Source organism: Vibrio sp. TRT 17S01, assembly GCF_050113695.1.
Lineage (GTDB): Bacteria > Pseudomonadota > Gammaproteobacteria > Enterobacterales > Vibrionaceae > Vibrio.
In genome coordinates this window covers 18,563-32,701 of sequence record NZ_JBNJOG010000004.1, presented here as the reverse complement: position 1 = coordinate 32,701, position 14,139 = coordinate 18,563, and the positions used below count along the sequence as shown (strand labels likewise).

Annotated in this window: 10 protein-coding genes; 1 reads left to right on the top strand and 9 read right to left on the bottom strand. The window is 42.9% G+C overall.

Annotation, left to right across the window (positions count from 1 at the left end; all coding sequences use genetic code 11):
• Positions 1 to 9: 9 nt before the first annotated feature.
• From aer2 to ACQEXS_RS07865, 9 genes are all read right to left on the bottom strand, one after another.
• Positions 10 to 2,409 (bottom strand): aerotaxis transducer Aer2, encoded by a 2,400-nt coding sequence (aer2, locus tag ACQEXS_RS07905; protein ID WP_427013420.1) that lies wholly within the window; start codon positions 2,407 to 2,409, stop codon positions 10 to 12.
• A gap of 10 nt (positions 2,410 to 2,419) precedes the next feature.
• The gene (locus tag ACQEXS_RS07900) at positions 2,420 to 2,884 is read right to left on the bottom strand and encodes a chemotaxis protein CheW (RefSeq protein ID WP_427010568.1); all 465 of its coding nucleotides are present in this window, start codon (positions 2,882 to 2,884) and stop codon (positions 2,420 to 2,422) included.
• A gap of 2 nt (positions 2,885 to 2,886) precedes the next feature.
• A complete protein-coding gene (locus tag ACQEXS_RS07895; protein ID WP_427010569.1) occupies positions 2,887 to 3,396 on the bottom strand; it encodes a chemotaxis protein CheW in 510 nt (169 codons plus the stop codon).
• Positions 3,397 to 3,404: 8 nt separating this feature from the next.
• Positions 3,405 to 5,498 carry a chemotaxis protein CheA gene (locus ACQEXS_RS07890; protein ID WP_427013419.1) on the bottom strand — a complete coding sequence of 698 codons (2,094 nt, stop codon included), beginning with the start codon at positions 5,496 to 5,498 and terminating at the stop codon, positions 3,405 to 3,407.
• A gap of 43 nt (positions 5,499 to 5,541) precedes the next feature.
• Positions 5,542 to 5,901, bottom strand: a complete 360-nt coding sequence (locus ACQEXS_RS07885) for a response regulator (RefSeq protein ID WP_367990487.1) — start codon at positions 5,899 to 5,901, stop codon at positions 5,542 to 5,544.
• A complete protein-coding gene (locus ACQEXS_RS07880; RefSeq protein ID WP_427013418.1) occupies positions 5,879 to 6,187 on the bottom strand; it encodes an STAS domain-containing protein in 309 nt (102 codons plus the stop codon). Before ACQEXS_RS07880 ends, ACQEXS_RS07885 begins: the two co-directional genes overlap by 23 nt.
• A 328-nt stretch (positions 6,188 to 6,515) precedes the next feature.
• A complete protein-coding gene (locus ACQEXS_RS07875; protein WP_427013417.1) occupies positions 6,516 to 8,540 on the bottom strand; it encodes a tRNA(Met) cytidine acetyltransferase TmcA in 2,025 nt (674 codons plus the stop codon).
• 116 nt (positions 8,541 to 8,656) lie between these two features.
• On the bottom strand, positions 8,657 to 9,628 hold the full coding sequence (locus tag ACQEXS_RS07870; protein WP_427013416.1) for a ParB/RepB/Spo0J family partition protein: 972 nt from the start codon (positions 9,626 to 9,628) through the stop codon (positions 8,657 to 8,659).
• 7 nt (positions 9,629 to 9,635) lie between these two features.
• On the bottom strand, positions 9,636 to 10,853 hold the full coding sequence (locus tag ACQEXS_RS07865) for an AAA family ATPase (protein ID WP_367990483.1): 1,218 nt from the start codon (positions 10,851 to 10,853) through the stop codon (positions 9,636 to 9,638).
• Positions 10,854 to 12,114: 1,261 nt separating this feature from the next.
• Between ACQEXS_RS07865 and ACQEXS_RS07860 the strand changes: the two genes are divergently transcribed.
• Complete coding sequence (locus ACQEXS_RS07860; RefSeq protein WP_427013415.1) at positions 12,115 to 14,085, top strand: replication initiator protein RctB domain-containing protein; 1,971 nt, start codon at positions 12,115 to 12,117, stop codon at positions 14,083 to 14,085.
• The last annotated feature ends 54 nt before the right edge of the window (positions 14,086 to 14,139 follow it).

The window sequence follows — 14,139 nt, the reverse complement described above, 5'->3', positions numbered from 1 at the left end:
CCGTACGAGTTAAAACTCTTCCCATTCGTCTCCTTCCTCATTCATTTTGAAGTTGGTGTTGGCGACTCGGGTCGACCGGAGCTCTCGTACATTATTTTTTTGCCCAGTGTCTTTAGTCTGCTTTTTTGATTCAAATGTGGTGATGTTGTTGTCGGTTGAGAAAAAATTCATCAGGTTAAGCAGTTCTTTACCTTCATCTTTTAGTGACTGACTTGCCGCCGAAGTTTCTTCTACCAAGGACGCATTTTGCTGGGTCATCTCATCCATCGTCGCAACAGCACGGTTGATTTCATCAATACCGGTTGATTGTTCAAGGCTGGATGACGCAATCTGAGCAATCAGCTCTGTCACTTTCGCTACCGCGTCAACAATCTCATTTAAAGTCTCTCCCGATTCATCCACTAAACGAGAGCCTTCATCTACTTTTTCAACACTGTCTTTGATTAAGCCTTTGATTTCTTTAGCCGCCGCCGCACTGCGCTGCGCAAGGTTACGAACTTCGCCTGCTACCACTGCAAACCCACGGCCTTGCTCTCCGGCTCTTGCCGCTTCCACAGCCGCATTCAATGCCAATAGGTTAGTTTGGAAAGCGATTTCATCGATCACGCCGATAATGTCTGCAATCTTCTTACTTGCAGTATTGATTTCAGCCATAGCAGCCACCGCTTGACCTACCACATCACCGCCTTTGCTGGCCTTTTTCGCCGCATCATCCGCAAGCGTGTTGGCACCTTTTGCGTTATCTGCATTCTGACGAACCGTTGCAGTCATCTCTTCCATACTGGCTGCCGTTTCTTCTAAGTTTGATGCTTGCGCTTCCACACGTTGACTTAAGTCATTGTTTCCATCCGCAATTTCCGTTGATGCAGTGGCAACCCGAGCGGATGATTGGGTGATTTTATCAACCATATTGCGCAAGTTGAGAATCGACGTATTCACCGCTTCAGACAAACGGCCAAACTCCCCTTGATTACTGTCAGACATGTTTTGGTTAAGATCACCATCCGCAACCTGACTCATCACATCAATGCACTGTCCAAGTGGTTCAACAATGGTTTCAAGCAAGCTGTTGATGCCATCACCCAGCTCTTTCATAAAACCGCTGTAGACAGTGGTATCAATGCGCTCATTTAAATCCCCAGCAATCGCCCTTTGTATCAGCGCCTCAACTTGACGTTGACCATCTTGTTGCTCGGTGATGTCTTCCCATTGCAATGCAGGGCCAATGTAATTGTCTTGCGCATCACGCATCGCAATACAGGTCAATTTGAACTCTAACCCACCAACTTTTATGTCCGACGTAAAGGGGAGTCGGTCTGGATTGGCGATAATGTTGCGCTGGTGGCTTGGGTTCTTATGGAAAATATCAATGTTTTTGCCTACAAGATTACTGGCATCAAATCCTGGCAGTACGCGTTGAAGATCACTTTCTCGCTCTTTTAATAAGCTGCTAAGTGACGGATTGAGGTAAGTAATAATGCCATCTTTATTGGCCATCATCAGATTTGTTGTCATGCCTTCAACGGCAGATGCTAAGCGGCCAATTTCTTCTTCTTTTGCCCGTTCTTCAGTCACATCCTGCCATTCCAGCGTATTACCAATGTAATTGCCTTGAGTATCTCGTATTGCAGCAACATTCAGTGCGATTTTCAGATCACCAATCGTGATGTCGGTGTTATAAGGTAAGTTATTAGGATCACCTAGCAGTTGGCGTTGATGAGCCGGATTACGATGAAACTCATCAATACAACGTCCTATTAACCAATCTTCGCTGGCCGTAAAGCCCGACCACACGGAACGAAGCGTTGCCTCATGTTTGCCGAACAGGGTTAAGGTTTCTTGGTTGATATAGGTAATATTGAAGTCGCGATCGATCATAACCATGGCGGTTTGCGCTTGATCTACAGCGGCTTGAAGACGGGTAATTTCATCCTGTTGTTTGAGTTGCTCAGTCACATCTTGCCACTCGAGCGTATTCCCCACATAATTTCCCATTGCATCAATGATGGCGCCGACGTTCAACTCAATTTTAATATCTTGAACACTGATGACAGTTTTGTACGGCAAGTTTGCAACACTCGAAAGAAGCTGTCTTTGGTGTTGCGGATTCGCATGAAACCCATCAATACAGTAGCCGATCAAGAACTCTTCATTCGCGCGAAAATTCGGCCAAATCGATTGGAATAGCACTTCGTGATGCTGCAACAAATCAATGGATTTCTGATTGACGTAAGTAATTTTAAAATCTCGGTCAATCATCATCAAAGCCGTTTGAGCCGCATTGAGTGCCGATAAAATCTGCTCTTTGGAAATGCCCCCTGAATCTTGAGGCTGCTCCATGAGCGTGTCCTGTGCTGGCGCTACAAACTGTTGCGTAGCAGGTTCCGTTCTGCGTTTAAAAAATCCCATGAGTCACCTCTTACATTAATGCTTCTTCTACTGACGCCTCGTTCAGCCCTGCTACATCAAATAGAGCCTCAAGGTTTATTAAAATTAAATGTCCATTTTCTACAGCTGCGATACCACGTATATAACTGTGATCGACTGTCGGCGCCACCGCAGGTGCTTCCTTAATATTGTCATCACGAAGGTCATAAACCTCCGATACAGCATCAACAATAATCCCTAGCGGGTGCTGCTGCTTGTCGTTCAAAACAATCACCACCGTTGTCGCACTTATCTGCGCTGGTGCAAGACCAAATCGCATACGCAAATCAACAATCGGAACATACTCTCCCCGAATTTCTAACACGCCCAGCATGTAATCGGGTGAGTTCGGTACTTGACGCACATCCGTCCATCCTCTTACTTCACGTACATCAAGAATGGGGACCGCATACTCTTCACTATCTAATACAAAGCTTAAAAATTCTTCCGTCATCATGTTCAAGCCGCCCTTAGTATTCGATCTATATTCAACAGTTCTTCCGTGCTGAGTAACGACATTACGTGTTCGCCGACATTGATAAGTCCCTGCAAGTATGGCGTCACCAATGACTCGCCCACCGCTGGATAGAGTTCATTCTCGCCCTGACTAACGACGTCGCTTACGGCGTCAACAACCAGTCCCATTAGACGTTCTTCATCATCACTAACGGAACGCAATACAATCACCACAGTTGTCGGTAAATATTCACATTGGCTGACTTCAAAACGACTTCTCAAATCGATCACAGGGACAATCATGCCGCGTAGATTAATCACCCCTTTTACGTAAGAGGGAGAGCGAGGAATGGGTGTCGGCCTTTCCCAAACCCGAATTTCCTCTACATCATTAATCTCAACGCCATACAATTCGTTTGCTAAACGAAAACTGAGGAAATCTGCGCTTTCATTCGCCTCATCACTCATGACTCCGGTAGGCACTTCGACAATATTTTCTTGTTCAGAATCCATGTTCACTCCTATGCCGCTTTACCTTTGTGCGTAGCCTCAGCATTCCGATTAAGGAAACTGGTGATCAAACCTTGGACATCAAGAATCAAAGACACGGAACCATCTCCAAGAATGGTAGCTCCCGATATTCCCGCTACTTTGCTGTAGTTTGATTCGAGGCTTTTAATTACAACTTGTTGCTGATCGAGCAATTCGTCCAATAGCAAGCCAACTCGATTTCCTGCGGCTTCAACAAAACAGAGAATTCGGTCATCTAGAGAGCCGCTTTCACCCATTTTTAGCTCTTCTTGCAACCTTAAAATTGGGATGTTTTCTTCACGTAAGCGATAGAGTTCAACTCCACCAGAGGCATACTTGATGCAAGACCGCTCTATTTGAATTGATTCAACGATGGTCAGGAGCGGAATCACATATACTTCACCGGCCACACGAACAAGCTGCCCATCAAGAATAGCTAATGTCAAAGGTAGGCTAATCGTAAAACAACACCCCTTCCCTAATTCAGAGTTCACTTCAATATGGCCACCCAGCTCTTCGATATTGCGTTTAACCACATCCATCCCGACTCCACGACCTGAGATGTCAGAGACTTGTTCTGCCGTCGAAAAGCCCGGAGCAAAAATCAAGTTCATCACTTGTTTATCGGTCATTTCTTCCCGTCTTGTGTCCGGAGCCAGAACGCCTTTTTCAAGTGCTTTGTTCCAAAGAGTTTCACAATTCAGTCCTGCACCATCATCCTTGACTTCAATGACAATAGAGCCACCTTGATGAAATGCATTCAGCTCTATCGTCCCTTGCTCGGGCTTTCCTTGATTTAAACGTTGCTCTGGTTGCTCGATACCATGATCAATGCCATTTCTTACTAAATGAACAAGAGGATCGACGATTCGCTCCAAAACGGTTTTATCCAGCTCGGTTTGCTCACCTTTAATTTGCAAATCAACCTGCTTTTCTAACCGTCCAGACAGATCTCTCACCAATCGTGGAAAACGACTGAAAGCAAAACTCATCGGCAGCATGCGTATGTTGAGTACGTTTTCTTGTAAGTCTTTGCTGTTTTGCAATAGCTGAGCTAAACCTGCTTTGAGTTTCTCTAACTTATCGATGGTAAAGTCATTGCCAATTTCGGTAAGCATGGACTGGGTGATCACAAGCTCACCGACTAAATTGATCAAGCCATCAACTTTATCGATATCGACACGAATAGAGCTGACTGCAGAATCTGTTTTTGTCACTTTTGTGGCTTTGTTTTCGCTGACAACGGGTGGTGAAGGAGCAGGCTCTTCTTTTTGTGGCGTTTGTGGGGACGGCTCTGCCGTTGCTGGTGTGCTTGATGAATCTTGAACTTTAACTTCCGTCGTGCGTTTTTCGATGAGTAGCTCACATTCATCTTCAACCCACTCAAATATTTCCTCAATATCTTCTTTAGCGATGCTTGCATTTAACTGAAGATGCCATTTCAAATAACACAGCTCAGCTTCCATTTCTGCAAGCTCAGGAAGGCTGTCTAACAAAGATTCAATCTGACATTGATGGTCGAGCTCTTTTACCTCGCGTAGTATTCTTAGCGGATCATTCCCGCTAAAGAACATTTCTTTATGTGGTTCAAAGCTAACAAACCAGTATTCACCATCTTTTGGGGCGTCGTGATTTGGTGTTTGTTCATTCTCGATTGGAGCCGGTTCAGATTGAACCGCGGAAGAAACCTCCGTACCTTCATCCAATAAATGGTGCAGTTGCTGACTGACACTATCGCGTAGCTCTGTATCAACATCATTACCAAGCTCATGCCCTTCCAGCATGCTGCGAATGCAATCACCACTTTTTAGTAGTAAGTCGATCGTGTCACTTTGTAGCTGACGCTCTTTATTCCGTACAAGATCTAAATAAGCTTCTACTGAGTGGGTAAACTCACTGATATCGAGTAGATTAAATGTCGCTGCGCCGCCTTTAATTGAATGAGCAGCACGGAAAATCGTATTAATAGTTTCGTCGTCAACACAACTGATGTCGAGATTCAGTAATACGTCTTCAAGAACTTCGAGATTTTCACGACATTCTTCGTAAAACATTTTACGAAGTTGTTCCATGTCTAAAGCCATTGCACATCGCCCCCGTATAAACTGACGTTGTTAGTTTTATTTTTTAAATAACGCGCTTAAGCGTTTTCAATAAGGTATCGGGATTAAATGGCTTTACTAACCACCCAGTTGCGCCAGCATCTTTTCCTTGCTTCTTTTTTTCGGCACTGGTTTCTGTGGTTAGCATCAGGATAGGAATGAACTTGTATTGAGGCTTATCTCTTAACGCTTTCACTAGCTCAAGCCCGCCCATATTGGGCATGTTCACATCGGAGATCACTACATCAAATTTAGTTGAACCGACTTTTATTAATGCGTCTCGGCCATCATTTGCTGTTTCTACGTCGTAACCTGCATCTTTTAATGTATGACTCACCATTTGACGAATGGAAATTGAATCATCAACTGCCAGAATCTTTTTCATTACATAGCTCTCCAACATCCGGTGTTAAGTTAAACACGTCCTGCAAACCCAATGTATTTATGCCTTCCAGCAATAACTCTGTAGGTTGCGAGAGCTGAATATCGATTTGGTTACTTTTTGCAGTAAGAAAGAGAGAGGTTAACGCTTGGATTCCGGCAGCATCGGTTCTGGCAACATCAGCAGCATCTATAACTAACGATGTATCCTTTGAAAGCCATTCTTTGTACTGGTTGGAAGAGTCGATTACCGTAGAGATATCCAACGAATCTGCAAGCTTAAGTTCCATGTTTCAGTCCACATTTTTTTTATAACCTAGCCGATATAGAGCACCGTGCTTAAAAATGAGTGTAGAAACAAATAACTATTTAGCAAATGACTAATATACGAAAGTTCATCGGATTACCGCATGACACTTGCTAAAAACAGCTAATAAGTTGTTTAGTTTTAGATACTTAAGAGAACGTTACACAGAATATAAAAACTAACTAAAAAAATACGGTAATAGGACTTTCTTGTCATCCTTGTCTTGATAGAAAGTTCATCGGTTTAGCGTAATTTACACTGTAAAAATTGAAAGGAGTTTTACAGTGTAAATTGATGAAATAAAGCTGGTTTTACAGTGTAAATCCGTCAGCTCTAATTAAGGCATGGATGTCTGAGCGGAATTGCGCTTCAGCTTGCTTCTGACCGGTGAAGCCAAGTTCACTGACACAATCTTGCCATGAATGGTGCTGCAGCAGTTTTCTTATCACCAAATCGGTCGCGTTTACAATACGAACAGGTTCGGCTTTTAATAATCTGACAAGTAGAAAAGCAACGCTATCATAACTCGCTCCACCGTCTAGATAATTATCAACAATAGCAGGAAGTCGTTGATTGCTACCGGAAGCATCCATTTTATGCCACAAGTTACGCACCATGTCAGATTCAAGATATTGCAATATTCCAGACAGCAAGAATGGTAGGCTTTCACTAAATAGATTCGTTGCTTCATCTATCCAATGCAGATTTCCTTGAACCATAATAATCGAATGGCATCCACTCGCTTGATCTCGCTGTGACCCAATACGGATAACTCGATAACCATTCTTGTGCCAAAACTGAATCAACTCTGGTGTCGCACCAAAGCTTGTGGACAAGAAAGGCGCTGCATGGTCATGTTTAAGATGATGAAGCATAAGACTGCCAAGACCACTCTGTTGAAGCTCAGGATGAACCGCGATACGCATGACACGCAAACTGCGTATCGTTGCGGCTTCTTTAATTCCAAGATGATTGGCAATCGTCAGCGGTACTAAATGCCCCTTAGGTCGGCGCCTACCCCGCTGGACATCATTGATTAACTCTGCATCCAGTTCACCTTCTTCTACTGTCAATATGCATCCCACACATAGTCCTTCATGCTCAAGAATAAAGACTGAAATGGCAGGATCGCGTAGCAATAGCATTAAGTCATTGGGTGAGGTTTGATAATGAGCATTAACTAACAATGCAAAACAAGCGCGCAATAAACCTGTGTCAGTAAGCAATGTGGATTTGCTTACTTCTCGAAAAGTACATTGTGATGGAACGATTGCAGGTGGCGGATTTAATTCCGCATCCAATAAGAATGTCTGGTAAAGCCATTGCTCAAGGAAATCACCTTCCATCCAACGAATGGGTTGTTGCAAATGATAGAAACGACTGCCACTTCTGTTCTCTTTCAACCAAGTTTGGAATTTAAGAGAAAAGCCGCGCCCACATCCTTCATAACCATGTATCGTGGTAGAAAACACCATACGATGATAGCGCGCCACCATATTTTTAAGCATCGGGATTGGAATGGAAGACGCTTCGTCCACTAACAGCAAATCACATTCGGGACTTGTTCGGAGTATTTCATCCGGCGCAATGAATTCCAGTTTAGAGTCACCAAACTCAAGAACGCCTTTCTTTTTAACGTCGACAGGTAACGTGCTAGCTGCATGTTCAAAAACTGGAGTGACAGATGCAAGAGATGGAGCAGTAATAACAATATAAATAGCTCGATTAAGCATAAGCTCTGCAGAAGCAAGACCAAGTGCACTGCTCTTCCCTCTTCCACGATCGGCCGTCATCACCAGTGGACGCTTCCGGTGCCCGGTCACAACCCGAACAATATGTTCAATCGCAAGTTTCTGTTCAGAAAAAGGGGCGGCATCAATTTGAGTATCACGATTGTTTGCGATGCACGAAAACTCAGGGACAGGTTTATTCTCAACAACTGAAATAAGCTTCGAAAATGCATGCTCCATCCATTTCTGAGCATCGTCTTCTATCTGATTACGAGGAGGCAAAACAATAAGAATTCCGCCCCCAACAAGTGCACCTAATGCCGCACTAAAGCTATTAGCATCAAAGTCATCAGAAAAGTCACAGATAAGCAGCTGACATTCTTGGCCGAGAAGAAACTGCCCTTTCTTAATCGAAACCTGTTTTGTCACGCCAACGCCATGACACTCCCCCATGACAAAAATCGTTTTTTCCTTGGATAACTCAAGCAACTCAGCAATACGAGATTGTTGCCATGCTTGGCTCCCCTTCAGCACGAGCCCCGCACGTTGACGGTTTTTACTGGTCGCAGAAAGCAATTGAGAAAAGAAGAGTTGATAGGAAGACATGTCAGATCCGAAGTAACGATACTGATGCGATTATATACTCAACCAAGCATGGTTGGTACCGCAGGTTACTTGGTTAAAAAGGACAAAAAAAGCCGCTGATGCGGCTTTTTAGAGGATTACTTTAATTTGCTTTCGACAAATTCGAGTATCTGTTGCATGGTTTGGTCATCGACCTTTTTCAAGGTTAGAGCTAAGTTATTTCCTTTACGGGTATAAGTTGCTCGGCCTTTAATCAAATCAACTTTCGCACTTTCTGCTCGTTTACTTGGTGCAAGTTCTTCAATCCAATCTTCGATGGTTTCAGACACTTCTTTAGTAATACGTGCCACACCTTGTGCAGTGCTTCGTTGCCAAACAAACCCATCTTTCGATTGGCAGCGCTCTAACAATTTTCCGCGATTTTCGTCACTCAGTTCGTTAAATTGCTTGTGAAGCTTCACAATTGTTGGACGACCTAAATCAGCGACATTTGGATACGCTTGCAACAGTTCTAATGGCAAATCTGCCGCTTTTAATGCTCCACTCACCAATGCTTCGCTGCACTGGAACATTTTCGCGAGTGCTTTTTGATCTTCTGCTTCACCGCTGTTGAGCTTGGCGAGCATTTCCTTGCCCTTTTCATACAAAGAAAGTGGCTTATGTGCGTTAGCAACATCAGAAAGGAATTTAGCATGTTCGCTATTGATGCCTTCAGCAACGTAAATAAGAAATTCTTGTCCCGCTAAAATACAGGACATGCGACGACGGCTACCATCAAGAACTTCGATTTTACCATCTTCACGTTTACGACCGACTGCCGGATATTGCTGTCCTCGTTCACGAAGTGTCGCTAACACATCCGACAACGCATGCTCATTTAAGAACGATTGTTCACGGGCGTTATCTGCAAAGACCACGGTTTGATCCGCAACTTGCTCTGCAGGAATTCGTACTAATTCAAATGCAACAAGCTCTTCACCTGCTACAGAAAGCTCAATAAACTGAGCTTGTTCTTTTGCTGCTTGCTGAGCTTCTTGAGGTGTAGAAGCTCGGCGTTTATTCGATTTACCAAATAGTCTTGCGTTTAAATCTGACGTCTTAATTGCCATTTTCTACTTACCCCTGATTTAGTGATGACCAGTTACTGTGCAGTACACGTTCTAATTCCAGCGCACTCTTTTGTACTGCATCTTGAGCGGTGGCCAATGTTTTCTTGCCCCCTTCAAAATCACTGACTGTGAGATCAAAGACAGTACTGTAAGTGTCGGCACATGTTTCAAATGCACGACTACGCGGAATGGTAGCCATCATAACTTGGTCGCCAAGCAGGTAGTTCATTTCAGTAAGAACGGAAACCTGCTTCTTATTGTCATCTTCAAACATTGTTGGCATTAAACGAACAAACTCCAGCCCTTTCCAATCCTCTGGGAACATTTCATACACAGTTGGCAAGTGCTGGAAAAAGTTAACCGTTGAAGCCCAGTCCAAACGTTTTGCTGCACATGGAATCAATAATGCGTTTGATGCGTACATCGCATTCCATACCAGTGGATCAACGTGTGGACCAGTATCAATCATGATGACATCAAACTCATCCGCAATCTTATCGATCAGCTTTTCTTTAAGGAGTTTCACAATGTCGAGTGACTGGTTCTGAGACAAATATTGCCATGCTTCAGCATTAAACATAGCGTCTTCTGGGAATGCAGAAACCGTCTTAAGATTTGGGTATTGCGTTGGTAGCAATACATTCTTCTGCAAAAATTCTTTGTCGACCTCTACCTCTTCAGGCACGTTATCCAACATCACATCCACAGCGGAATAGATATTGTCGTGATCTGCAACACTGATTTGTGGGTTAAGGAACAGGCGTAAAGAGCCCTGAGGGTCTAAGTCAATTAAACAAATACGGTAGCGCTTTTCAAGATTCAGCGCGAGACATGCAGCAAGATGTACTGCTGTCATGGATTTACCCGTTCCACCTTTCTGGTTTTGAACATTGATAATCCACGGTTTATTGTCTGAATTTTTTTTGCGTTCATGGAATTTTGGCATGCCAGCCGCATCCATCAACATATGAGCTTCTTGAAGAGAAATTGAATAATGGTTCGCATTATTCTTAGTAAACTGATGCCCTTCAGCTTCCATTTTACTTATCGCATCATCAAGCTTGCGGCGAGTCAGGCCAGAACGCGTTTCCATCAATGCTTTCGACATTGCAGGAAAATGTTCTTCACTTCTTTCTTCTAAAACTATCTCTATACGGTCTGCCTGGACTTGCGCAGTTTGCTCAGCCAGTTGGATGAGATTCTCTATTGTCTGTTCTCTTTTCATTGCCAATTTCCGTTATTAGTCACTGATTTCGATTGTACAGCATTTAATTTTATTAACAATAAAAAGGTGTACATCCACATATAGATTAAAATCACATTAAATAGAAAATCTATTAGCAAATTAATGTTATCGAATCGAAATAGTACAAAAGTTGATAAAATATCGCGTTTATGAAGCGGTATTTCGCATCACAAACAGGCAAAGAATTAAAATGTTACACCGTCACTCATTTACAATGTAAAATGGAACTATTGAGTCTAAACAACATCAATACTTCACGGAACGATTAATTTTTCTTCCCCAATTACGGCATGTGTCATTTCAACTGAAAACTTCCCTTAAAGTGACAACACTTTGTAAAATTAATCCATGATGTAAAAACGGATGAGTGACGTTCATACACAATCCTCGAAACGATGATCAAGGAGAGCCTGATGATCATGCTTTCGAAGGTAAAATGGAATATAGGAACGATGATCAAGGAAAATTCAACTCAAACATTGCGTTACTATCATTCCATAGCAAATGATCGTTTTTCGGATCAATGATCAAGTAAGTGTACTTTCCGGAAGCATGTAAATTTGAGGCTAAATTACGGTAGAATGCAGATGTATACTGGATTTCAGTCTTGGCGCATCTAATAATAGACATAGTCGGAATAGCAACGTCTTGCCATTCATAAACCACTCCTATACTTGATCATGCTTTCGAAACACTGAACATTGTCGTCGTTAGAACACCATTTAACGCTTTTGTGTATTTCAATTTCATTTCTGTATAATTAATAATCAAAAGAAGGGAAATGCGATGACAAATGCAGTTTCCTTGATCATCGTTTCGGACAAATTAAGCAGTTAGAGATGTAAATTTGTTTATCGACAATCCATCGTTATTCAAGGGGTTGTGGATAAAGTGTGTAGGGGCCATGATCATTCTTCAGTCACTTCATTGATCATGCGTTCGACTTTTTAATGATCATCGTTGCGAGAACTTTTGATCATGCTTTCAAGAACTTAATGATCATGCTTTCGCTTGTGTCATGATCATGCTTCTGAAAGCCAAAAAAAATTCTCCTTTCAAAACAAAAAGTTAAAAGCAAACTCTTGCCCTGATCAATAGATCATATAATCAATTAAGATCAGAATAATCAAAAAGATCAGTTATTTAAAACAACAATTTTTTTCTTTATTTATGATCTTTTTTTCTTTATTCTTCTGGAACTATAGCGATATTACGGCTAGTGTGATACGGATCATAATAAATGAGCTCAGAAGAAAAGATATTAATTAAAGCGCCACGTAGCCACAAAGACGGGCATTTGTTTGAAGTTTCAGAAACCGCAGTTGATTGGATCGATCAATATCAACACTTCAAAGGCGTCACCAAAAGTATCGTTGAGCTTCTTAATCTAATTTCTTTGCGAGGCTTTCGTAGCCAAGATGGATTGGTATCAACAACAGAATTGATCGATGCGACTGATGGACAACTGACCAGAGCCGCGATTCAACAACGCCTTAGAGCGGCTGTGAACATTGGTTTATTTAACCAAATCCCTGTACGTTTTGAAGAGGGACTTGCTGGCAAAACCATGCTGCATCGCTTCGTAAATCCTAATCAATTAATTTCAGTGCTTGGTTCAACCAGTCTTGTGACGGAATCGGTAAAGCAAACCGAAAAGAAAAAACGCTCAAAAGCACTGGCTCAGACTCAAGTTAACCAGCGTTTGCTGAGTGAACATGGCTTGAACACGCCACCAGCTATGAAAGATGAAGCGGATCAGTTTGTTGTTTCTCCGACAAATTGGGCTGGGATCATCGACCAAGCGTTAGCCCCACCACGTACACGCAAGAACTATCAAAAAAGTATGGTTTCGATCTCTGGCACAAGGGCAGTGATCGAGACACGATCATCGAAAAACATCATGACGGTTGATGATCTGATGACGTTATTTGCATTGTTCACCTTGACGGTGCAATACCATGAGCATCATCAACAAGAGTACCAACTGGATGGTAAAGCGGTACCAAACAAAACGCCGTTGTACATCACGGATATTTTATCGCTGCGGGGTAAGAAGGACAGTGGCCCAGCTCGTGACTCAATTCGTGACAGTATCGATCGCATTGAGTATACCGATTTTCAATTGCATGAACTGACGGGCCGCTGGTTAAGTGAAAACATGCCAGAAGGCTTTAAGAGCGATCGTTTTCGTTTTATAGCCCGAACCATTACCGCGTCAGAAGAAGCCCCTACAGAGGGCGCTGACGGCGAAATACGCATAAAACCAAACCTATACATCCTAGTATGGGAACCTTCGTTTTATGAAGAGCTGCTGACTCGCGATTATTTCTTCTTGTTCCCACCAGAGATCTTAAAACAGCACACCTTGGTGTTTCAGTTGTATTCTTACTTCCGTAGCCGCATGTCTCGCCGTCATACTGATGTTATGTTGTTAAGTGAGTTGAACCAAAAACTGGCAAGAAATATTGAATGGCGACGTTTCTCGATGGATTTGATCCGTGAGTTGAAAAAACTGTCAGACGGTAAAGGGAACGACGAGTTTTTTGTCGTGAACTTGTGGGGTTACCACTTGACGATCACCGCAATGATCGAGAAAAACAAAGTTCAAGACTACCAGTTTGATATCAAGTGTGACGCTGAAGAAGTGTTGAGGTACTCTCGCGCTCGAACAACGAATGCGGGCAAACGTAATATGGCGCCAACCCTACCAAACCCTTTGCGTAATGAGATGGTGACTAAGCAGCAATTGGATGAACTGTCACAGATCATCGATGGTGAATTTGAGCCTATTCAACGCAAGCCCCGTTCGCCAAAAGGCAATTTAGGTCGCCGCGTGAAGCAAAGAAAGCACTTGGTTGAAATCAATGCGGACGAGATTACCATCACTCTATCTAAATATACCTCTCCAGAGGCTCTAGAACGCAGTATAACGGCTTTAGCAGCAATGACAGGCCATTCCCCTAACTCAATCAAAGAAGAGTGTGACGAGCTGATAGAGAAGCTTGATTGGCTAAGAGTGGGTGAAGAGGTGATGCCTTATGAAACGTTAAGTAAGATGGTCGAGCTCTACAATAGCCAAAGTGAGAGTAAACATTTGTCGATTGAACGTTTGATTGCTGGTCTCGCGGTGCGCCGGAAAGTGTGTAAACAAGTATTTGAAGGGCATTTAGATGAAATGGTTTTCCGTGTGTTAGATGAGGTTGCTATTTGATCACCGTATTGCGTTTGAAGTATGAATGTTTGAGCTCTCAAGCCAGTTAATGAG